This is a genomic window from Parabacteroides sp. KHUB-02, from assembly GCF_056640955.1.
This window is the reverse complement of record NZ_JBWQEV010000001.1, coordinates 1,858,925-1,881,893: the sequence shown is the minus strand read 5'-3', so window position 1 is coordinate 1,881,893 and position 22,969 is coordinate 1,858,925. Positions and strand designations below refer to the sequence as shown.

13 protein-coding genes and 1 tRNA gene are annotated in these 22,969 nt (G+C 44.6%); 6 read left to right on the top strand and 8 right to left on the bottom strand.

Going from position 1 to position 22,969, the window contains the following annotated elements:
• Positions 1–99 precede the first annotated feature (99 nt).
• The 4 genes from ald to ACYIA1_RS08150 form a co-directional block, all read right to left on the bottom strand.
• Positions 100–1,194: an alanine dehydrogenase gene (gene ald / locus ACYIA1_RS08165; protein ID WP_005865321.1), complete on the bottom strand. Its 1,095-nt coding sequence runs from the start codon at positions 1,192–1,194 to the stop codon at positions 100–102.
• A gap of 96 nt (positions 1,195–1,290) precedes the next feature.
• Positions 1,291–4,671, bottom strand: coding sequence for a preprotein translocase subunit SecA (gene secA / locus ACYIA1_RS08160; RefSeq protein WP_480334967.1), 3,381 nt, complete (start codon positions 4,669–4,671; stop codon positions 1,291–1,293).
• Between the two features lie 166 nt (positions 4,672–4,837).
• Positions 4,838–6,427 (bottom strand): alkaline phosphatase family protein, encoded by a 1,590-nt coding sequence (locus tag ACYIA1_RS08155; protein ID WP_080707573.1) that lies wholly within the window; start codon positions 6,425–6,427, stop codon positions 4,838–4,840.
• The gene (locus ACYIA1_RS08150; RefSeq protein ID WP_480334965.1) at positions 6,424–7,611 is read right to left on the bottom strand and encodes a lipoprotein N-acyltransferase Lnb domain-containing protein; all 1,188 of its coding nucleotides are present in this window, start codon (positions 7,609–7,611) and stop codon (positions 6,424–6,426) included. The genes ACYIA1_RS08155 and ACYIA1_RS08150 overlap by 4 nt, the downstream gene beginning before the upstream one ends.
• Before the next feature lie 209 nt (positions 7,612–7,820).
• Here ACYIA1_RS08150 and ACYIA1_RS08145 point away from each other — a divergent pair, with 209 nt between their 5' ends.
• Complete coding sequence (locus ACYIA1_RS08145) at positions 7,821–8,198, top strand: transposase (protein ID WP_005862367.1); 378 nt, start codon at positions 7,821–7,823, stop codon at positions 8,196–8,198.
• Between the two features lie 26 nt (positions 8,199–8,224).
• The gene (locus tag ACYIA1_RS08140; RefSeq protein ID WP_009018803.1) at positions 8,225–9,187 is read left to right on the top strand and encodes an IS3 family transposase; all 963 of its coding nucleotides are present in this window, start codon (positions 8,225–8,227) and stop codon (positions 9,185–9,187) included.
• Positions 9,188–9,522: 335 nt separating this feature from the next.
• On the opposite strand, the gene ACYIA1_RS08135 is transcribed toward ACYIA1_RS08140, so the two are convergent.
• Positions 9,523–9,595 (bottom strand) — tRNA-Gly (locus ACYIA1_RS08135).
• Positions 9,596–9,672: 77 nt separating this feature from the next.
• Between ACYIA1_RS08135 and argB the strand changes: the two genes are divergently transcribed.
• Positions 9,673–10,440 (top strand): acetylglutamate kinase, encoded by a 768-nt coding sequence (argB, locus tag ACYIA1_RS08130; RefSeq protein WP_258912258.1) that lies wholly within the window; start codon positions 9,673–9,675, stop codon positions 10,438–10,440.
• 51 nt (positions 10,441–10,491) lie between these two features.
• On the opposite strand, the gene ACYIA1_RS08125 is transcribed toward argB, so the two are convergent.
• Entirely contained in the window at positions 10,492–11,160 is a 669-nt protein-coding gene (locus ACYIA1_RS08125) for a 3-keto-disaccharide hydrolase (protein WP_008771694.1), read from the bottom strand.
• A 559-nt stretch (positions 11,161–11,719) separates the two neighbouring features.
• Here ACYIA1_RS08125 and ACYIA1_RS08120 point away from each other — a divergent pair.
• The 3 genes from ACYIA1_RS08120 (at position 11,720) to ACYIA1_RS08110 (ending at position 18,087) form a co-directional block, all read left to right on the top strand.
• Positions 11,720–14,965 carry a SusC/RagA family TonB-linked outer membrane protein gene (locus ACYIA1_RS08120; protein WP_480334962.1) on the top strand — a complete coding sequence of 1,082 codons (3,246 nt, stop codon included), beginning with the start codon at positions 11,720–11,722 and terminating at the stop codon, positions 14,963–14,965.
• A 25-nt stretch (positions 14,966–14,990) separates the two neighbouring features.
• Positions 14,991–16,478 (top strand): SusD/RagB family nutrient-binding outer membrane lipoprotein, encoded by a 1,488-nt coding sequence (locus ACYIA1_RS08115; protein ID WP_057327194.1) that lies wholly within the window; start codon positions 14,991–14,993, stop codon positions 16,476–16,478.
• A 136-nt stretch (positions 16,479–16,614) separates the two neighbouring features.
• Positions 16,615–18,087: an ATP-binding cassette domain-containing protein gene (locus ACYIA1_RS08110; RefSeq protein ID WP_480334960.1), complete on the top strand. Its 1,473-nt coding sequence runs from the start codon at positions 16,615–16,617 to the stop codon at positions 18,085–18,087.
• Between the two features lie 95 nt (positions 18,088–18,182).
• On the opposite strand, the gene ACYIA1_RS08105 is transcribed toward ACYIA1_RS08110, so the two are convergent.
• Positions 18,183–19,727 (bottom strand): SusD/RagB family nutrient-binding outer membrane lipoprotein, encoded by a 1,545-nt coding sequence (locus ACYIA1_RS08105; protein WP_480334958.1) that lies wholly within the window; start codon positions 19,725–19,727, stop codon positions 18,183–18,185.
• Between the two features lie 13 nt (positions 19,728–19,740).
• Positions 19,741–22,683, bottom strand: coding sequence for a SusC/RagA family TonB-linked outer membrane protein (locus tag ACYIA1_RS08100; RefSeq protein WP_480336316.1), 2,943 nt, complete (start codon positions 22,681–22,683; stop codon positions 19,741–19,743).
• Positions 22,684–22,969 lie beyond the last annotated feature (286 nt).

The following is a 22,969-nucleotide window of genomic DNA, read 5'->3' as shown; positions in this document are numbered from 1 at the left end:
AGCCAAGATATTTTACGTTTTTTAGAAAACAATAAAAATAGAAAACATAAAAAAGGGATTGCCGCAAGCAATCCCTACTAATGAAAGATTCTTTGGAACTTATGCTTTGAGTGAAGGAAAAGCCTCAGCCACGGCGGGGTAGACAATCTTTCCTTCCACGATGTTTAATCCCAGTTCTAGGCCCGGATCTTCTTCGCAGGCTTTTTCCCAACCTCTGTCGGCAAGCTTGATCACGTACGGCAGGGTAGCGTTGGTCAAGGCTAACGTGGAAGTCTGCGGGACCGCTCCCGGAATGTTGGCTACGCAGTAATGGAGGATATCGTCTATCTCATAAACCGGATTGGCGTGCGTAGTCGGATGGGAGGTCTCGAAGCAACCGCCTTGATCGATGGCTACATCTACCAATACGCTGCCCGGTTTTAATAATTTCAACATATCCCGGGTGATCAAGTGCGGGGCCTTGGCTCCGGGGATTAATACGGCGCCGATCACTAAATCGGTTGTGGGTAATTCCTGTTCGATCGTATGCGTGGAAGAGAACAACGTCTTCACGTTTTTCGGCATCGTCTCGGACAGATAGCGTAAGCGGGGAAGCGAGATGTCGGCGATCGTGACATCGGCGCCTAGCCCGGCGGCCATCAAGGCGGCGTTGTGGCCTACCACACCACCGCCTAAAACCAATACCTTACCCGGTTTCACGCCCGGCACGCCACCTAGCAATACGCCTTTGCCACCTTGCGGTTTCTCAAGGAAACGAGCGCCTTCCTGTACGGACATGCGTCCGGCCACCTCACTCATAGGAATCAAAAGGGGTAACGTATGATCTGGGTTCTCCACGGTCTCGTAAGCCAGACAGATGGAGCCGCTCTTTATCATGGCAAGGGTGAGAGCCTCGTCGGATGCGAAATGGAAGTAGGTGAAGACAAGCTGTCCTTTGCGTACCAAGGGATATTCGCTGGCGATCGGTTCTTTTACTTTTACGATCATCTCGGCAATTCCATATACATCCTCAATGGACGGGAGTATCCGGGCCCCTGCCGCCACATAGGCATCATCGGCGAAACCACTGTTTATACCAGCCGTGTGTTGTACATACACGGTATGACCTCTTTTCACCAACTCTTTGGCTCCGGCGGGAGTAAGAGCTACCCTGTTCTCGTTGTTTTTGATTTCTTTTGGAATTCCAATAATCATAATGGTAGCATTTAATGGGTTTATATGCCTGCAATATACAAAAAAGAGGAACAGATTGGTATTCTGTCCCTCTTTTTTTATCTTATTTCTTGTTCCTTATAAACCTTGTCCGTGGCAGTTCTTGTATTTCTTGCCACTTCCGCAAGGACATGGATCATTGCGTCCTACTCGTTTCTCGGCACGGACCGGAGCTTGCTTCGGCTGAGGTGCCTCGGCTTGGGTGTTGTTTCCGCTCAAGTCTGTTTTCTCCGTGCGGTAACGGCTCATATCCTCGTGCTTCTCCGGGGCGGCCTCTTGTACGGCGATACGTTGACGGGCTCTTTCCTCGGCGATCGCTTGGGCTGCTTGCTGGGCTACGGCCGCTTGACGGGCTTGCATGGCTTGGCGTTGCTCCTCGGTCGGCTCCTCACGTACCGGGATCTGTCCACGCATCAAGATGGCGGCTGTCTTACGGTTCATGTTGTCTACCATTGTCTTGAACAGGTTGTAAGATTCAAGTTTGTAGATCAACAATGGATCCTTGTTCTCGTAGCTAGCGTTTTGTACGGAGTGGCGCAGCTCGTCCATCTCACGTAGATGCTCTTTCCATCCCTCGTCGATCATATGCAATACGATTGATTTCTGGAAGGATTTAACGATTGCCTTACATTCCGTGTCGTAAGCCTCTTTCAGGTTACAAGATACATTATACATGCGCTTGCCATCCGTGATAGGAATCATGATGTTCTCGTACATCGCTCCTTGATTCTCGTACACTTGCTTGATGACCGGGTGAGCGACTTGCGTCATGCGTTCCATGCGACGTTTATAAGTCTTCAATGCCTCCTCGAACAATTTCTCTACGAGTTGCTCCGGTTTCATGCTCTTGAATTCGTCTTCCGTGAACGGACTTTCCATGGCGAATGTCTTGAACAATTCTAACTTGAAGCCCTCGAAGTCCTCGGCGTGTTGATCGGCGATAGCCGTAGAAGTATCGTAAATCGTGTTCAATACGTCCAGACCGATACGCTCTCCCATCAAGGCGTGGCGACGGCGGGTGTAGATTACGTTACGTTGTGAGTTCATCACGTCGTCGTATTCCAACAGACGTTTACGGATACCGAAGTTGTTTTCCTCTACCTTCTTCTGGGCACGTTCTACGGACTTGCTCAACATATTGTGCTCCAGAACCTCGCCTTCCTTGAAACCAAGCTTATCCATCAAGCCGGCGATCTTCTCGGAAGCGAATAAACGCATCAAGTCGTCTTCCAGTGAAACGAAGAATACGGAAGAACCCGGGTCTCCCTGACGTCCGGCACGACCACGTAACTGACGGTCTACACGACGGCTCTCATGGCGTTCCGTACCGATGATCGCCAAACCGCCTGCGTCTTTCACGTCCTTGGACAGCTTGATATCGGTACCACGACCGGCCATGTTGGTAGCGATCGTAACCGTACTCTTTTGACCCGCCAAGGCCACGATCTCGGCCTCTTTCTGGTGCAACTTAGCGTTCAATACATTGTGCTGGATCTTACGCATCGTAAGCATACGGCTCAATAACTCGGAGATCTCTACGGATGTCGTACCCACCAATACCGGGCGGCCTGCCTCCGTCAGCTGAACGATTTCCTCGATAACAGCGTTATATTTCTCACGTTTTGTCTTGTAGATACGATCGTTCATATCGTTACGGGCGATCGGTCGGTTGGTCGGGATCACTACTACGTCCAATTTGTAGATATCCCAGAACTCGCCTGCTTCCGTCTCCGCCGTACCGGTCATACCGGATAATTTATGGTACATACGGAAGTAGTTCTGCAAGGTGATCGTGGCGAATGTTTGTGTAGCGGCCTCTACCTTTACACGTTCCTTAGCCTCGATCGCTTGGTGCAGGCCATCGGAATAACGACGTCCGTCCATGATACGACCCGTCTGCTCGTCAACGATCATAACCTTGTTGTCCATAACCACGTACTCATCATCCTTCTCGAATAAGGTGTAAGCTTTCAACAACTGGTTGATGGTATGTACACGCTCGCTCTTAACGGAATAGTTCGCCAAGATCTCGTCCTTTTGAGCTTGTTTCTCTTCCTCGGTTCCTGTCATGTTCTCCAATTGAGATAATTGGGAAGTGATATCGGGAAGTACGAAGAAGGTCGGGTCGTCCGTCTTACCGGTCAATAGGTCGATACCTTTATCCGTCAATTCGATACTGTTGTTCTTCTCGTCGATCACGAAATACAACTCATCGGTCGCCTCGTGCATATGGCGCATATTCTCGGACATGAAATATTCTTCCGTCTTCAACATTTGAGCTTTTACGCCTTGCTCGCTTAAGAACTTGATCAACGCCTTGTTGCGGGGATATCCCTTGAAGGAGCGGTACAGAAGGATAGAGCCTTCCTCAACGACCTTCTGGTCGTCGCTAGCCATTTTCTTCTTGGCCTCGATCAATAATTTGGAGCAAAGGTCTTTCTGCGCGTTCACGACAACCTCCACGTTCGGGCGGAATTGCTCGAATAATTGTTCCTCGCCACGAGGGATCGGTCCGGAGATGATCAGCGGCGTACGAGCGTCATCGATCAATACGGAGTCCACCTCATCGACGATGGAGTAGTTATGCTTGCGTTGTACCAAGTCTTTCGGGCTGATCGCCATATTGTCACGCAAGTAGTCGAAACCGAACTCGTTGTTCGTACCGAACGTGATATCCGCCTCGTAAGCCTTACGGCGAGCCTCGGAGTTCGGCTGGTGCTTATCGATACAGTCTACGGAAAGTCCGTGGAACATATAAAGCGGTCCCATCCACTCAGAGTCACGTTTTGACAAGTAATCATTCACGGTTACCACGTGTACACCGTTACGTGTCAAGGCGTTCAAAAATACCGGAAGGGTAGCTACCAAGGTCTTACCTTCACCGGTAGCCATCTCGGCGATCTTACCTTTATGAAGAACGACGCCACCAAATAGCTGAACGTCGTAATGGATCATATCCCATGTGATCTCGTTTCCACCGGCTTTCCAGTGATTGGCGTAAATCGCCTTATCGTCCTCGATGCGGACAAAGTCGAAACGAGCGGCCAGATCCCGGTCGAATTGGTTAGCGGTAACTACCACTTCCTCATTCTCGGCGAAACGGCGGGCCGTATCTTTCATGATGGCGAATACCTCGGGCAAGGATTGCTCCAGTACTACCTCCATCTTCTCCGTGATGGCTTTCTCAATTTTATCTACCTCGGCCCAGATCGCCTCACGTTCTTCCAGTTCCTTATCCTCGATGCCTTTGCGAAGCTCTTCCACTTGCGCTTTCTCCTCGGCTACGTAGTCCTGGATACGTTGTTTGATCTCATCTGTTTTCGCACGCAACTCGTCGTTCGAGAGTGCCTTGATTGACGGATATACGGCCTTTACCTTATCTACGTAAGGTGTGATTTCTTTAAGGTCACGCTGCGACTTATTGCCGAACAGCTTCGTCATAAACTCATTAAATCCCATGATTCTTATGTTAATTGATAATTGAAAATTGAAAATTGAAAATTGAGAGTTCAACTTCCGATAGTCAATGAGCAATCATCGTCTGTTATTACTTTGTTATTTGAATTCAGATAAAATACTTAGGGGAGAACCACCTACCTTTCCCTTCTATGATAATTTTCAATTCTCAATTACCAATTTTCAATTCCCAAAGCGGTAGGCTTTGAGTAGCGTTTGGTGGCCTGATTCTTAGCACATGGGTTACCGTGGGGGCTACCTCAGTGGCCTTGACTTCGCGGTAGATATGTTGGGGTTTCAACCCGTTGCCCATAAATACCAGCGGGGTGATAACAGCATTATTGCGTATAATCTTGACTTTTTCTTTCGGATTGTCGAGGTTTACTTTCCAACCGGGTTGCAACTCGATGATCAGATCGCCCCGTCTCAAATGGTGCGTACCTTGACGGAATTTGGCGGTTCCCTCGTTCCAGTCGCCCGTAAGCAAGCTTCTGCCCGTGGTGACGAGTTGTACGCCACTAAATTCCTGTATGAATTCGGCGGCCTTGTTCTGTAAAGTCGTCAAATCCAACTTGGCGTCTTCTATCGCCTTGCGGTTCAAGTAGATCTGGTTATTGTAGTATCCTTGTACCCAACTGGTATGTTGGCCGTAAATGGCCATCAAGTACATATTAAGCAGGGCCAGACAACGTTTCGGGTGGAACTCGCCACCGTTCACCATCAGGCCGTCCGGATAAGACTCCTCGCTTTTATAATAACCGGAACCGGTGAAGACTACCAGTGTATTGGCCAAGCCCACTTTCTTGTCGATCGTATCCAATAGCTTCTCGATGTCTTGATCGAGTTGGTAATACGTATCTTGAATCTCCCGGGTGTATTCCTTGCTCATCGTACCCCGGTAATTGCCCGCGTAGTACGTGATAGACAACATATCCGGGCAACTGCGTGTACCAAACCCTCCGTACTCTAGGAACTGGAGGGCCAAACGATTGATCTCCTTATTGATGAACGGCGAGGTCTTCAGGTTCGGATAGCAGTTCGCGAACTTCTCGCTGAACGTATAGCGGAAAGGCAGATCGTCTAATACGTAAGGAAAGGCATCGTATTTCTCCATCGGAAGGGTAGGAGTCCATACCATGGTTTCTAAGCGTGACGCCAAGGATTCCGGGCCGTTATTATAGCGGTCTACGTACCAAGGGATTCCCTTGTAGTACGTCGTGGTAGCCCATTTCCCGTTGGTGTTATCCATCCAGAAAGCTCCGTTGGCCGCATGTCCGGCAGAAAGGATGGCGCTCTCGGCATCCGGGGCGATGGAATATACGTCGCTTCTTCCTTGAGAGGCGATTTTCAACTCGTCGCCGATCGTGGAACTGAATAAATTCTTGGGCGAATAATTCTCTTTCGTGTAATTACCCAGATATTCGGGATCATTTAAGATCGAGACCTCTTTCTCTTTCTCGAAATCAAACGTCTTATCTCCGGCGATACCGCTGAAGCAAGGGTTGCTTCCGGTAAAAAGAGTCGCGAACGCGCTGGCTTGGTCTATGTCCGAGAACTCGAAGCGGATATTGTTGTACACCAACCCCTCGTTCATCAAACGCTTGAAGCCACGTTCGCCAAATGTATTATAAAAGTATTCTATATAGTCGCCCCTTAGCTGATCCACAGTAATACATACCACCAATTTGGGGGTACGTTGCTGCGCCTCAAGGTTTGTTACCACGAGGATAGCGATAAGTGACGTTATAATTTTTCTCATCCGATTCTCCATATCTTTCTGTAAACACCCCAACCCGAACGAACCCAAATCGAGGCTACAAGCGGAATAAAGGCACTGTTTAGATGTTGCGGAATGAAATACCATCCCAGTAACATCAGCGTAAGCGCCGCAAAGTTAATAAAATGATAGTAATATGCAGCCTTCTTCAGCTTTTTTACGCAAAACAAAATAACAGCGATCAAATCGAGCGGCTGTAACCATACCAAAGACCAGTTCGGCCACGTGCAGGGATGGACGGATATGAAGCTAAGAAAGAAGAGGATGACACCTCCGGCTCCGGTTACCGAGAAAAGGACACAATCCACCCACAAGAAGTATTTTTTTTTGCGCCATTCGATCCAAGTAAACCCTAAAACGATTCCGAACAGAAGCCAAGCGCAGACTAAAGGGGTGAATAAATCCCAGATATCTTTTTCCGGCTCGTCGGCTTCCCCGGCTCCGATCACGTGGGTCTCGCTCACCAATGGGCGGATTGTCCCGTCCGGGCCCGTGATGGTGGCTTTAGAGAACGCTTCTTTTAGATAAGGGGGGAGGAAGAGCATCTCGTGCTGGGTGGCCTCCCGGTCGGTGGGGCTGCCTAGCGCTAGGTCGCATCCGAATGTGAGCCACGGATGGTTTCGGGTACAATAATTAATAAGATCCCGGAAGGTCTGGGATTGATAGGGATACTGATAATCGACGCTCCCGTTGATCTCCTTTTCCAATATCGCGGCAGGGCGGGTAGCGCAATTATCGAAGAAGAAGTTATAACGATATACCCTGTTCTCCGGCCTGTAATTAATAAGCAGGGCATCCCATATATGTTCTTTCTCTTCTTGGGTGAGGTTCAATACTTGTTCCGTGATATCGCTGCCCCGCATTTGGTACTCGATCACGTAGTCTTGGAAATCGGCTACTCCCAGTTTATAATCCGTCTCTCCTTTAGCGAATCGGTAGATAAAATTAGGCTTGGAGAAATCAAATATACCGTAATTGAATATATAATCTATATTTTGCTTGGGATCGTATATGCGTAGAGCGGCATGCCCGTACACGGTGAATACCTCTTCATCGTACGGTGCGCTGGTCATTAGACTGATACGGGCTTCCTCGCTCAGTTTGGGGTGCGCCATCGCCGATAGGGAAAGAATCCCCAGCAGGAATAGAAATATGCTTTTTGTCATTCTCTTCTTGATTATTTGACGCAAAGGTAGATTATTTTTCTTAAACAGTATAGATCGTTTAAGCATAACATATGGCTTTATGTCGAGAAAAGAGATAGCTTTGTTTTTATTATAAAGGGAAAAGGAAAATTGGTTACGTCTTTGATTATAAGAGTGTCTTATGCTGATATAGGTAGACACATTCAATAACAATAAAATGTGTAATTATTATGCGCAAAAAACATGAGCATTACAGCGAAGAAGAGAAATTGCATCTTCTTCATTCTTATTATCAATCCGGCATGAGCAAAACCAGTTTTTGCAAACAACATGGTATTAGTGGGATAACTTTGTTAAATAAATGGCTGGCGAAGTATGAATCAGTGGTAAAAGAGGTATCTTTGGCTCCGTGTCAAGCCCCTACGGATATGAGCGATCGAAGCAAAGAGGATTACCATGATGAAAACGCGCGACTCAAGAAGCGTGTTAAGGAGTTGGAGAAGGCCCTTGCCTTCTCCCGGTTGGAAACCGAGGCCCGTGATTTAATGATCACGCGTGCGGAAGAGTATTTTAACATTCCCATCAGAAAAAAACCTGGGGCCAAATAGTAACGGAACTGGTCAGGCTTCGCAAGATGAAAGTAGCGCCAGCCTGCCGTCTGTTTGGCCATTGTCGTCAAGCCTATTACCAGTCCAAGGCTGACATAGGGAGCCATGTGAAGAATGAACGTCTCATGCTGGATACCGTACGTGAGATACGTGGCGAGGATCCCGGTATCGGTGGTTACAAGCTGTGGATCATGCTCACCGCCCTCTTCGGAGAGAGGTTCATGCCCGGTCGCGACAGCTTCTACACGCTGCTTCGTCGACACCGCCTGATGCTTCCTCCGCGCAAAGCCAGGGGCACAACCAATTCCAACCATCGTTACCATAAGTGGAAGAACTTGATAAAGGGCTTTGTCCCAACCTCTCCCAATCAACTGTGGGTTAGCGATATTACCTATATACCGCTTGCCGGCGGAGACGTCTGTTACCTGCATCTGGTCACGGATGCTTATTCCCATAAGATAGTGGGATGGGTACTGGCTGATAGCTTGCGTGCCTCAGCCACGCTTGAGGCGTTGCGGCAGGCCATAGACCAGGCCGTTGAGATGACAGGGAGTGAAAATCTGGAGGGCCTGATACACCACTCTGACCGTGGCGTGCAGTATTGTTGCGACGCGTACGTGGAGCGCCTTCGGCGGCATGGCATTGCCATCAGCATGACGGAAGACTACAAGCCCACGGACAATGCCGTGGCGGAACGTATCAATGGGATAATTAAAGTGGAACGCCTCTATAGGCAAGGGCTGTTCGAGACCATCGAGCGTGCCGCGAGCGTGATAGAGCGCTACATCTACTTCTACAACTACCGCCGACCGCACATGAGTGTCGGTTATAAAACCCCGGGCATAGTGCACGGGGAGAAGGAAACGCAAATAAAAATGTGGCGGAATAAAAGAAAACCCGTGAAAAGTAACGAGAAAGAGATGGATACGATAGCTTTGCAAAGCCGAACAACTAATCTCTCAGAAGGGCTCTGTTCGGCCCAGAGGTAATGTGTCTATGTTATCAGTATGAAGTTAAAAGAAGTGACTACTATATCAGTATTACTTTATAACTACTGTCTACTGATTACGTTTATAAACAAAAAAAGTGTCTAGATAAATCAGGAAAAGACAGAGTGTTGCAGTTTTTACGGATTTTTTTTTTAAGAAACTTTAGTTTCTTCTAGGGAAAACAAAAGTTTTCCTATGAGGAAACAGAAGTTTCCCTTGCACAAAACTCTAGTTTCTAGCTAGAGAAACGGACGTTGCTTTTAGAAGGAGCATTGAGGAGATAAAACAAAATTAGGCGACCATCCTTATTTGGATAATCGCCTAATGCCTGATAGAGCGGTAGGCGAGGCTCGAACTCGTGACCCTCAGCTTGGGAAGCTGATGCTCTACCAACTGAGCTACTACCGCATTGCGAATGCAAATGTATACAAATCTTTCTTTTTTTAGTAACTTTGGCGAGAAAATTTTATAAAAAAGAATTAAGTATGGAAAAACTAGTCTTGATAAAGGTAGGAGGGAAGATCGTTGAGGAAGAAGAAACGCTTCGTCAATTATTGAACGATTTCGCTGCTATCGAGGGATATAAGGTCTTGGTGCATGGGGGAGGACGCTCGGCTACCAAGCTTGCCGCCCAATTAGGGATCGAGAGCAAGATGGTGAACGGTCGCCGTATTACGGATGCCGAGACCTTGAAGGTCGTGACAATGGTCTATGGCGGGTTGGTGAATAAAAACATCGTAGCGGGCTTGCAGGCGTTGGGCGTGAACGCTTTAGGCTTGACCGGTGCGGACATGAACTTGATGCGTTCGGATAAACGTCCCGTGAAGGATGTAGACTATGGTTTCGTAGGCGACGTGAAAGAGGTGAATGCCGATTTGCTAGCCTCTCTTATCCATCAAGGTATCGTGCCGGTACTGGCTCCTCTTACACATGATGGGCAAGGCCATATGTTGAATACGAACGCTGATACGATAGCGGGAGAAGCCGCTAAAGCATTGGCGAAACATTTTGAGGTGACATTGATGTTCTGTTTCGAGAAAAAAGGCGTTTTGTTGGACGAGAACGATGATGAGAGCGTGATACCGGAAATCGATCGTATAGCGTTTAAGGGATATGTAGAACAAGGAATTATCCAAGGGGGCATGATCCCGAAACTGGAAAACGCTTACCAAGCGATAGACGCCGGGGTGAAGCAAGTGATTATTACGCAAGCCTCGGAGATTCACCAAGGAAAAGGGACGAGAGTCTTTTAAATAGATGAGGGGCTGTTTATGGCCCCTCACGTACATTATATAATAGGTCTATCAAAGACTCCGAATCTTGATATTACGGAACCAGATTAATGAATCTCCATGTTTTCCTTGTAATCCGATAAATCCTTTGGTCGGTAATTCGGCGAAAGGTTTGGGCAACCAACTTGGGATATCGCTTCCATCCGGGTTCTTGGTGCCGGAAGTCCATTTGCTCATATCCATTTCGGTAACTTTCTTTCCATTGAGGATAACCATGATATGTTGTCCGGCGCATTTGATACGCATATGATTCCACTCTCCGGGTTTTTTGACTACCTTGTCTTGCACGGCGCCTAGATGTCCGTAAATGGCTCCGCATTTCTCATACGGCTTGCCGTTTCCCCATTTTTCACAATGATCGTCCGCTATCTGTATTTCTACCGAGTTGGGTATCCAATCCTTCGTGTCCGTACAGTAAACGACTACTCCGCTGTTCGTGCCCACGTCGGTCTTAAAATCAAGATCCAGCTCGAAGTTCTCATATTCATCCTTTGTCCAGATAGACTCGTCCTTCACGGCACCTAACACGCCATCAGTCTCGCTCCAAACTTCCGGATTGTAGTTGGCGTTTTCCAGATTTTTACCGAAGAGAGGCTTCCATTTATTGTTATCCGCCGCGAATAAGGAGAATGTACCTGCCACACACCATAAAGTAGCCATGGCTAAAAGAAAATGTTTCATGCTATTAGTTTTAAAGATTTACGTGAGGCAAATGTATTCATTTATTTTGGAAGAAACATAGTCTACGAAGAACGATTTTATTTACAAGTGAAAGCGAAATAGGTTGAAATGCTATGATTCTTAAGGAAATCTTCTTTTTTTATCAAAAATCAAATAGTTTGTTAAAATGATATTAAAATCTTGCATAATCTTTATTGTTGTAAAATAGATTAACTGAAAATTACCTATTGCTTGATTGGTTTTGTGTTATTATGATATTGCTTGTGTGTCAAAATATGTATTTAATAGGTCTAAAAATGACGTTGTGAAATATATTTGACTGTTTTGATGACATAAAACTATTATATTATTTGTTTTTAACAGAAAATATTCTTTATATTTGCGGTGTGAAGATTAGGTATATGTATGATTGTATGTAAAAGTAAAGTGAATATTTTAATGTAATTTTAAATATATGCATGTATAATCCTGCTGTTTTAAACTAAGTTCTTCGTAAACTATGGTAAGTTATGTGTGAATTTTGATTTAAATAATTAATTGTTAAATAAAAAGTGTGTTTATGAGAAGGTTGACTTTTTTGTTATTATGCTTGTTTATAGGCATAGGAGTCGCAACGGCACAGACGATGAAGATAACAGGTAATGTTATATCATCGGAAGATCAGCAACCCGTGATCGGTGCGGCTGTCGTTGTGAAAGGCACTACGATTGGTACGGTTACGGACTTTGAGGGAAACTTTAGTTTAGATGTACCGAGAGACGCTAAGATGATCTTTATTTCTTATGTAGGATTGAAAACGAAGGAAGTCCCTGTGGCATCCGTGATCAACGTTGTTTTGGACTCGGATTCAAAAGCGTTGGATGAGGTGGTTGTAACCGCTATGGGTTTGACTCGTGAGAAGAAAGCCTTGGGTTATGCCCTGCAAGAGGTGAAATCTGATGAGTTGACAAAAGCTGGCCAACAGAGCTTGGCGACCTCACTTTCCGGTAAGATCGCCGGTGTGCAGATTACTTCTCAAGGTGGACAGGTTGGTGCGTCGCAGAATATCGTGGTTCGCGGTAATTCCTCTTTTGGAAATAACCAACCGTTGATCGTTGTGGATGGTGTGCCTATCGCTAATGATAACGCGAAAGGTGCCACTGTAAACTTGGGTTCCGGCTTGAATGATATTAATCCGGAGGATATAGAGTCTATCTCTGTGTTAAAGGGTGGATCTGCCGCTTTGTATGGTATGCGTGCCGGTAATGGCGTTATCTTGGTTACTACTAAATCCGGTAAGAAAGACAAGGGTGTATCTATCTCTTATGAGGGTGATATCACGATTGACCGGGTTTATAATTTGCCTAGATTGCAGAATAAGTACGGACAAGGCTATTACGCTTCCGAGTATGATTGGAAGGAAGCGCAAGCGGGGGGATATTCTGGCGATTATCAAGCTTTTGCCTTGGAGAATGGTTACAATTATGTAGATGGTATGGGTAGTGGTATCAACGATAACGCAGATGAGTCTTGGGGACCTCGCTTGGATATCGGATTGAATTTGCCGCAATACAATAGCCCGGTGATCGATGGCGTGCGTCAGGCTACTCCTTGGGTTTCCAGCCCGGACAATATCAAGAATTTCTTCCAAACGGGTTATTCAATGAATCATACGGTGGCTTTGTCTGCCTCTACGGATAAAACGTCTACACGTGCGTCTTTATCTTTCCGTGATCAAAGCGGTACGACCCCGAACACTGATCAGAAGCGCTATGCTATGGCGGTGAACACGAAAATGACGTTTAATAAGTATATTGATTTCGACTTGTCCGCGAATTATATTCGCACGAAAAGCGCAAACTTGCCGGGTACGGGATATAACAGTACGAATGCTTTGCAGTCTATCATGCAGTGGTTTGGTCGTCAAGTTGATTTGAAGGATTTGAAGAATAATTGGGACCAAGTGGATGAGTATGGAAAATATACGCATTATAACTGGATACAGTCTTTCCATGCGAATCCATATTGGACATTGAATAAGAATACCAATAGTTATGATCGTAATCGTTTCTATGGCAAGACCTCTTTGTATATCAAACCGACCGATTGGTTAAAGTTTGAAGGTCGTATGGGCTTGGATCATTACGATTCTAATCAGTTCTCTCGTATTTTATGGAATATCGACTATCCGAATGGATATTTTCGTAGCTTCGACCGTTCGATGACTGAGTTTAACGCGGACTTTATCGCCTACGTGAACAAGAACTTCGGTGATTGGGCCTTGAATGGTTTGGCTGGAGCCAACTATCGTGATTATCAAACAGCAATCATGGGGACAGGTGCGGACGAATTGACTGCGGAGGGATTGTTTACCGTAGCGAACGCTCATGGAACCCCGTATACCTTGAACGACCATGAGAAACGTCGTTCAAACTCTGTATACGCTAATGCCTCTATCGGCTACAAGAATATGGCTTATGCCGAGGTAAGTGTCCGTAATGACTGGGACTCTACGATCAAGGACGCTTTCTTCTATCCTTCTTTCAGTGGTAGCTGGATCTTGACCGAGACATTCCCCGGATTGCAAAATGGCGATTATTTGAATTTCTTGAAATTGCGTGGTGGTTGGGCAAAGATCGGTTCCGCAACGGACCCGTATCGTTCGAACGCTTATTATTCATTGATCAGTTCTTCGTTCAATGGTACTACATTGTTCTATAATCCGACAATCCTTCCTCCTACAAATCTTCGTCCGGAGAGCGTAAAGACTTGGGAAGTTGGTGTTGAGGCTAATTTGTTCAACAATCGTTTGCATATTGATGCCGCATATTATAATAAGGTGACGAGCGATCAGATCATGAATGCGAACGTGGCTACCTCTACTGGTTATACCTCTATGTATATCAACGCTGGAAAGATCAGCAACAAGGGTGTTGAGTTGCAGGTATCCGGTGATATCATCAAGAATCCGAAGGGATTCAACTGGATGGCTACGTTGAACTGGGCGAAGGATAAGAGCCGAATCGATGAGCTTTATACAGATCCCGTTACCGGACAGTCCTTGGACGCTTACCAAATCGGTAGTAGCTGGAGCGTGAAGAACTATGCTATGGTCGGTAAGAGCTGGGGCACTTTGGTAGGTACTGGTTACGTATATAATGAGGATGGCTCGATCTTGGTAGAGGATGGTATTCCTGTGTACGAGGCCGGAAAAGAGATCGGTGATGTTACGCCGAAATGGTTGGCTGGTTTCAGCAATGAGTTCTCTTATAAGGATTGGAGCTTCGGTTTCTTATTGGATTTCCGTTTGGGTGGTGACATATATTCTGTTACACAAGCATTCGGTTCTCAGACGGGTATCTTGAAACACACGGCAGAAGGCGATTTGCGTGAGAATGGCGTCGTACTTGGCCAGAATTATATGACGGACAAGGTCTTCAAGACCGCAGATGGTAAGATTAATGATGTCGCTGTCAACGCGGAGGACTTCTTCTATAATTATTATACGATTTGTGAGATGTCGGTATTCGATGGTTCTTACTTGAAATTGCGTGAGGCTCACCTGACATATAATTTCCCGAAATCAATTCTAGAGAAGACTAAATGTATCAAGGCCGCTCATGTATCATTGGTTGGTACGAACTTGGCATTGCTTTGGGTGCATAAGTCAAATATCGCTCATATTGATCCGGAGTCTACAAGTACCGGAGGTGATGACCCCGAGACTACGGCTACAAGCAGAGGATTTAACTCTGGTGTAGGTTTTGAGTCCAACTCTTATCCTCCTTCTCGTAGCTTTGGTCTTAAATTAGGTGTAACATTTTAATCAACATTAATCTGAGGAATTTAATATGAAAAGATATATCAAGAATTTCATGATGGCTATGATGGTCGGTGCTACTGTATTCGGTAGCTCGTGTACCGATTCGTTTGAGGAGGTCAATACAGACCCGGATAGCCCTACGGATGTGCCTACGACGAATCTTCTGGCGTATTCTTTATATTACACATCCTATCGTCTGTATGATCGGTGGTTCGCAATGGATGAGCCGATGACTTTCTGCGGATATGCTTCGAAGATGACTTATATCGACGAGTCTCGCTATAATTTCCGTACGGGTGTACAGGATACGAACTGGGAGTATTTGTATCGTATATTGAATAACCTAAAAGATATCGAGAAGCGTGCCACGTTTAATGAGACTCCTAATATGCTGAACGTATCGAAGGTTATGCAGGTTCATTTGATGCAGGTAGCCACGGATCGTTGGCGGGATGTCCCTTATACGGATGCCGCTAAGATGACAGATGGGGTCTTGCAGCCGAAATACGATAAGCAAGAGGATATTTATCCGGGCTTATTGGCTACGTTGAAGGAAGCTGCGGATGGCTTTGCCGATGGTGGTAGTGATGACTTAGGCGAGGGAGACTTGTTATTCGGTGGTGATATCGAGAAGTGGCAGAGATATTGTAATTCTATGCGTCTTCGTTTAGCGATGCGTATCTCAGAGGTTTCCCCGGCGTTGGCTAAGGAGACCGTAGAGGAAGTCATGGGTAATCCCACTAAGTATCCGATCATGGAAAGCAACGATGATAATGCTTTCTTCTGGTGGATCGGAACAGACCCCAACTATTACGAACCGATGGCAGACGGTTATCGTACACGTAAGACGGAGTATTGTGCCGCAGACGTGATCGTGGATCATATGAATACACGTGAGGACCCTCGTCGCTCATCTTATTTCCAACCCACAAAAGAAAGTGTGGAGGCCGGTGAGCCTAAGTATGTAGGTTATACGATCGGGGCGAAAGCGAATGCGGTAGCTTCTAAATATTCCATTTGGGGAGCACGTTTCTTCACGGACTTGGCTGGTTTTTCTCCTTATATGCGTGTCGCTGAGCCTTGGTTCTGTGTCGCTGAGGCATCTATGTTGGGATGGAATACCGGAATCTCCGCAGAGGACGCATACAATAAGGCTGTTACCTATTCCATGGAAGAGAATAGCGTATCTGCCGAAGATATAGCGGATTACCTTGCGAACGCGGGTAAGTTCACGAATGATAAGAAACAGATTTATTATGAGGAATGGGTTGCCATGTTCAAGCAAGGAATGGAAGGTTGGTCATTGTATCGCCGTACAGGCGTGCCAGACAACTTGTATCCGGCTCCGGGCCGTCCGGCAAACTATTCTAATCATAACGTACCCCCGTTCCGCTCTCCGTATCCTGATAAGGAACGTAATTTGAACAATGCGAATTGCGCTCCGTTCGATGCGGAAGTCGTGGATAATTTGTGGGGTAAACAAATGTGGTGGGATACACGTACAGGCGTTCATTAACTACTAGTTAACATAGACATACCAAGTGCCTGTATACTATAGAGGGGCTGCTCGTGATGAGTGGCCCCTTTTTTTGTCATTATGCTGTCATTTTTAAATAAACTATGTACCTTTGTCCGGCTTATTTAGAAAAAAGATGGAAAAAGAAGGAATGATGGTGGTCGATATTAAGAATATCGTTACTCGTTTGCCGGAATTGCGGTTTACGACACCCGTGAATTGGAGAATTGATGAAGGGCAGCAATGGGCTGTAATCGGTCCGAATGGTGCTGGTAAAACCTTGATAGCGGATATTATGCAGCGTAAATTCGCTTTTAAGGAAGGTGAGGTCGTGTTCTCCGGGGATGGTAAGGTGAGTGACTTTATCAAGAGCATAGCGTTTAAGGATATTTATTCGTTGGCGGATTGCCGGAATTCTTATTACCAACAGCGTTGGCATTCGACAGAGACGGAGGAGATGCCTATTGTCGAGGAATTGTTGAAGGAATATGCCGGCTCTGATAATTTAGCGAAGATATTGACTCTTTTCGGTATAGAGGATTTATTGCCTAAGCGGTTGATCTTCTTATCAAGTGGTGAATTGCGAAAATTCTTGATTGTCAGGATGTTGCTTAGCCGTCCTCGTGTCTTGATCTTGGATAATCCTTTTATCGGCTTAGACGCTCCTTCCCGGGATTTATTGGTAGAGATGCTGGGGCAAATGACAAAATTGAATGGTGTTCAAGTTGTCTTGTTATTATCTAACCCCAATGACATACCGGCAATGATCACGCATGTATTGCCTATCCATGATTGTACTTGCTTGCCTCCGCTGACTCGAGAGGAGTTTATGTCGGATACGGAATTAATCGCCCGTCTTTTTCCAACGGAAGGCATTCATGCATGCGAGGAAGTTGGTAAGGTTCGTTTACCTGTGGATATGAACAAGATAGCCTCTTTACATGAGGTGACTTTACGCATGGAACATGTGAAAATACGCTATGGTAGCCGTACGATCTTGAAAGATTTGGATTGGGAAATCAAGAACGGGGAGAAGTGGGCGTTATTCGGTCCGAATGGCGCTGGTAAATCTACCTTGCTGAGTTTGGTTTACGCGGATAATCCCCAGTCGTATGCGAATACGTTGTATTTGTTTGATAGAAAGAGAGGTTCCGGGGAAAGTATTTGGGATATCAAGAAGCGTATCGGATATGTATCGCCGGAGATGCACTTATATTATAAAGAGAATGTCCCTACCTTGAATATTGTCGGTTCCGGCTTTTTCGATTCGATCGGTTTGTTTCGTAAGTGTAATGCGGAGCAAGAAACGGTAGCCTTGGAGTGGATGAAAGTTTTTGGCATCGAACATTTGAAAGACCGTTTATTCTTGACCTTATCATCGGGAGAACAACGTTTGGCTTTATTAGCGAGAGCTTTCGTGAAAGATCCCGATTTAATTATATTAGATGAGCCTCTCCACGGTCTGGATGTGAGCAATAAGAAAAAGGCGGCTGCTATTATCGAGCAATTCTGCGATCGCCCGGGAAAAACCTTGATTTACGTAACCCATTACCCGCATGAATTACCTGCTTGCGTAAACAAGCGGTTCGAGCTAGTGAAGCATGCGTAAATTATCCTTATAAGGACTTGAAAAAAACATAGTTATGATTTTTCAAAAGATAAGTATGAATTGAAAAAATCATAACTATGAATTTATAAGGTCATTTAACGGCTACCACCCGCCCACCAGACCGGTTCGCTGTATACATATTGGCCATCGCCAACAGCTTCCTTGATATTGTTATTTGCTGTTGCGTCACCAGAGCCATAAATGAAGCGTAATGGGAATTTACCTTTATTTTTTAATGTGATAAAGTCTTCACCCGCCGCTTTTAATCTACGATAATCGTTATAAGCCTCGACAGCCTCACCTGATGCGCCAAAGAAAGCAAGATATTTCTGGATCATGGTTTCTTTCAGTGGGTTAGCCTCGAATAACGGTTTTACGTTCTTATCAAAATATTCAGCGGCAACCTCTTCTGTTAGATCGGCTTTTGCTGTAGCCCCTCCATAATTTAATAAATCCGGGCAATTGATCGTTGCTTGGATAGAACGATTCATGTTATTAAATGCTACTTGTATCGCCTCTTTTAGTATTGGTTCAGCCTCGTCTTTTTTATTCAATCGACAAAGAGCTTCTGCTTTCAGGAATAATAATTCATGATAACTTAGCATCATTGTCGGAGCTAAAGAAGAGCCATAAAATATGGAAGTGTCGTATGTGAATTGCACTTGTTCTGGTTTTCCGTTTGGTGCGGCGTTAACCTCTGAAGGATCTTCACGTTGTACCCAGTCCGGGTCCATAAAGGCACGTGTTCCCCTCGGATCGTTACGTTCAACAAACTTTTCCACTATACTTTGGCTAGCGGCTAGAGCATCACGAGTAAAGCAGAATCCAAATAGAGGATTGATATTGGTTACACCATCATAGAAATTAAATTTTAATTCTTCGCTTGAAGATTCAAACGATTTAGATATGCAATCTAGGACAGTGTTCAATGAAGCGGTCTTGTCCGATGCTCTATTTAAGATATGCATTGTTAATCGGGCTTTTAAGGCGTAAGCCGCTTTTTTCCATTTACCTCCGTCGCCCCCATAAGCCAGATCATTTGTTCCTACCGCTCCCATGGCATCTGTACCATCGAAATTACTGATAGCGTCATCTATTAATTTAAAGATGTCGCTGTAAATAGATTCTTGAGAGTCTATTTTAGGCTGCATGCTAATATTCATATCGCAAGCTTCTGTCCAAGGCACATCTCCAAATAAATCGGTAAGTACCGCTAGGTTATAGGCGGCGAAAAACTGTCCGATTCCTAGCGTGATTTGGTTACCTGCTTCTTCTCCTTCTCCGGAACACTTAGCTATTACTGTTTTAGCGTTCTTTAGGTTGGTATAGGTAGAAGACCATACATTGTTATAAGTATTTGTTGAAGATGGTTCTCCATTTCGAGTCTCGGCATTGAATAACTGATTATGAATACCTGCTTCTTGCTCAATATATACAGATGCATAAGTAGAGAAATCGCCTCCTACGGTGCTGAATGCGGTAGAAGTGATCAAGTCTGTTACAATAAATTTGGCTTGTACATCCTGTGCGTGATTTTTGTCTACATTAATATCGTCCATTACGCTATCTGTACAAGAAATCATAGGAACTGCCAGCAATGCCAGAGCCAATAATCCATGCGTTAACTTATATTTATTCATATGAGTAATCATTTTAGAATTTAACATTTAGACCAAAACCGTAACTAGAAGTTGTTGGTAATGAGAAACGTTCAAAAGAACCAGCCATATTCGTGTTTCCTTGAGTGGATTCCGGGTCTATGTTAGCAAGTTCGGACCAAACCAAGATATTTCTTGCGAAAACATTCAAGTTGACTTCTAACCATTTTTTCTGGAATACAGGATAACTAACAGCTAATTCTCTTAACTTAATAAACGAGCTATTATATACGGAAGATTCGTTGATATTATTGATCGTCTCATAATAATGTTGCATCTCGTTCGCTCCGGATATAGGTGTCGTGTTTTTGGAGCCGTCTTCCTTAACTCCTTCAACAATGAATGATCCTTCCCGATTTTCAGTGTTTTTACTTACACCATACATGTCAAGAAGACCATTTGTACCACAATAAATCTGTCCTCCTTGCTTCCAGTCGAATACAGCGCTAATGTTGAATTTCCACAAACGTAAATTTGTATTGAAACCAAGGATGAAATCAGGAGAGACTTTACCGATTACATCATCTTTACCAGCCATGGGAACTCCATCCTCGTCGACAATCAAGTTACCGTTATCGTCTCTTGCGTAAGAGACTCCGTATATTACTGGGAATTTATCACCAATACCCGCACGTACTTGAGGAGTCGTAAATCCGCCTAAGAAGATACTTTCTACTCCGGGAGCCAATTCATCTACGTAATTATCTATCTTACTCCAGTTGATCCCGATATTCCAATCTACATTCTTCAAACGGATTGGATTGATATTCACCGTTAACTCATGAGCGTTCGTGTGAATCTTTCCTCCATTTGTCATAAAACTGCTTGATCCCGTGGATGATGCTAATGGTACTTCGAAAATTTGATCTTTTACATTTTGGCGAGAGTAAGTGTAATTAATCGATACCAAATTGTTGAAGAAACTAATATCCGCTCCTAGTTCATAAGAACGAGTATTTTGAGGTTTCAAATTGGGGTCATACACGATCCCATATTCTGTGAAAGCATTTTGACTATCGATAGGATACATCAAAGGTGTCCCGCTATAAAATCCTCCACCAAAAGAAGGAGTCGTATAGTAGTTCTGATAGTATTTCCCGGCTTGTCCAACCTCAGCGTACGAAGCACGTATTTTTGCGTAATTTACGATTTCATTCTTTAAAGGTTCTAATTCTGTCAATATCCAGCCTACCGATACGGATGGGTAGAAAAATGAGCGGTTGCCTGCCGGCATTGTAGATACATAGTCATTACGGCCCGTAACATTTAAATATAACATATTCTTATACGAAGCAGAAAGACTGCCAAAGAAACCTACTGTACGTTGGCTGCTCTGCTTTTCTTCATTATCTTTAGTTACGGTGTTATTGATGTGATTCCATCCCGGGAAATTATATGTACCACCATATTGCCAGTAATATTTATTATTGTCTTGTACGATCTCATTACCTAGTAAGGCATCAAAGTCCCAAGCTTCGGAGATCTTCCATGCGTAAGTCGCGGTTAATAGAGAGTTGAACGTTGTTGTTGTCCATCCCGAGTTTTCTATCTGTCCTTTTCCGTTCGCATGTCCATATCCCCAAATATCTTGATAATGGGTAGTATAAGCATCTACACCCATTTGATATTTTACATCTAACTTATGATTTTCGGTATTGAATTTAGTACCGAAGTTTACATATGCGTTACCAAAGAAACGATTGGTCTTTTCTGTAAATTCATTGTTGTTGACAGACCAATAGGCTGCGTCGAATCCTCCTGTGCCGCGATACGTATTTTGTTGGTATAAATTATTGGCATAATGGGATGGTATACCTGCTAAATCATAATGAGCGGGTGCGGGATATACGGTCGCCACGATACCGTCATTAGCTCCGGTAGATTTTTGGATTTTTGAATTCACGAAGTTTCCGGAAAAACCGGTAGTCCAATGCTCTTCCAATCGGGATTCCGCTGTTAATTTTACATTGTAACGATCCATACCTGTAGTAGGGACTATACCATCTTGGGTAGTACTACCCAAAGAAAAGGAATAAGAGCCTCTATCCAATGCTTGTGCGACATTTAATGAATTGTTCCAAGTCGTACCTAAATCAAAGAACTCTCCTATATTATCATAAATTTGTGGAGTAGTCCATGGATCCATTCCTGCATTGGCACGTTGAGGAACGTAATACATACCTTCATGTTTGCCCGATTGCTTGGTGTATGTATTATCTATATTTCCTCCGTAGGTAGGATCATTAGGTAATTCTGAGATTTTAGGTCCCCAGCTAGTTGAAGCGTTAGGATTGAATTTACCGTTACTACCTTGAGCGTATATGTTCTGAAGATGAGGTTTTCTGGAAATCTTGTCAAAACTCAAGTTAGAAGAAAACGATACTTGTGGTTTCCCTTTTTTTGCCCCTTTACCACTTTTTGTTGTAATAACGATTACACCATTAGAGGCACGGATACCATACAAGGCGGAAGCTGCTTGTCCTTTCAGGATGTTAATGCTCTCGATATCGTTAGGATCGATATCGACTGCTCGGTTCGCATAATCTGCTCCGCTAACGCTATCGTAAGTACTCATGTCTGCGGCAGAAGAAATAGGCATGCCATCTACAACATATAGAGGAGAGTTATCCCCTGTAAATGAACGGGCTCCACGAATCGTTATCTGAGAAGAAGCACCGGGCATACCGCTAGATGGTTTAATCTCTAATCCGGAGACTTTTCCTTGTAAGGCTCCCGATAGGCTGGAGTTTGCCGCTTGCGTTAACTCATCAGACTTTATATCTTGTACCGCATAACCTAAAGCTTTTTTCTCTTTGGAGATACCCATGGCTGTAATAACGACTTCACTTAGGTTCTGTGCCCCTGATTGTAGCTCCACTTTCATTACAGGCTCGATAGGAACTTCTTTCGCCACCATTCCCACATAAGAGAATACCAGAGTCTTCGCGGAACCTATGAACAATATGTTATTTTTTATTATTACTTAGTTTTCGCGGAACCTCGTTATAGTCTGAAAATCATGATGTACGCAGGAATCGTTCGCTGTTATTTTATGTATATTTTTATCTCTCAAAGTGTTAAATATGTAATTCTTTATACTTGATGTAAGCCGTAATCTCTTGTGTATATATTATAATATTTAAATTAGGGGCTAAAAAAGTCTCCAAATTTTCTACCCCGTTTATCTTTTCTTATTATTTTATTGAAATTTTTTAATTATTTAT

Bases quoted from the DNA above. Each gene is read 5' to 3' on its own strand.
- ald (WP_005865321.1), bottom strand. From the start codon at position 1,194: ATGATTATTGGAATTCCAAAAGAAATCAAAAACAACGAGAACAGGGTA.
- secA (WP_480334967.1), bottom strand. From the start codon at position 4,671: ATGGGATTTAATGAGTTTATGACGAAGCTGTTCGGCAATAAGTCGCAG.
- ACYIA1_RS08155 (WP_080707573.1), bottom strand. From the start codon at position 6,427: ATGAGAAAAATTATAACGTCACTTATCGCTATCCTCGTGGTAACAAAC.
- ACYIA1_RS08150 (WP_480334965.1), bottom strand. From the start codon at position 7,611: ATGACAAAAAGCATATTTCTATTCCTGCTGGGGATTCTTTCCCTATCG.
- ACYIA1_RS08145 (WP_005862367.1), top strand. From the start codon at position 7,821: ATGCGCAAAAAACATGAGCATTACAGCGAAGAAGAGAAATTGCATCTT.
- ACYIA1_RS08140 (WP_009018803.1), top strand. From the start codon at position 8,225: ATGAAAGTAGCGCCAGCCTGCCGTCTGTTTGGCCATTGTCGTCAAGCC.
- argB (WP_258912258.1), top strand. From the start codon at position 9,673: ATGGAAAAACTAGTCTTGATAAAGGTAGGAGGGAAGATCGTTGAGGAA.
- ACYIA1_RS08125 (WP_008771694.1), bottom strand. From the start codon at position 11,160: ATGAAACATTTTCTTTTAGCCATGGCTACTTTATGGTGTGTGGCAGGT.
- ACYIA1_RS08120 (WP_480334962.1), top strand. From the start codon at position 11,720: ATGAGAAGGTTGACTTTTTTGTTATTATGCTTGTTTATAGGCATAGGA.
- ACYIA1_RS08115 (WP_057327194.1), top strand. From the start codon at position 14,991: ATGAAAAGATATATCAAGAATTTCATGATGGCTATGATGGTCGGTGCT.
- ACYIA1_RS08110 (WP_480334960.1), top strand. From the start codon at position 16,615: ATGGAAAAAGAAGGAATGATGGTGGTCGATATTAAGAATATCGTTACT.
- ACYIA1_RS08105 (WP_480334958.1), bottom strand. From the start codon at position 19,727: ATGAATAAATATAAGTTAACGCATGGATTATTGGCTCTGGCATTGCTG.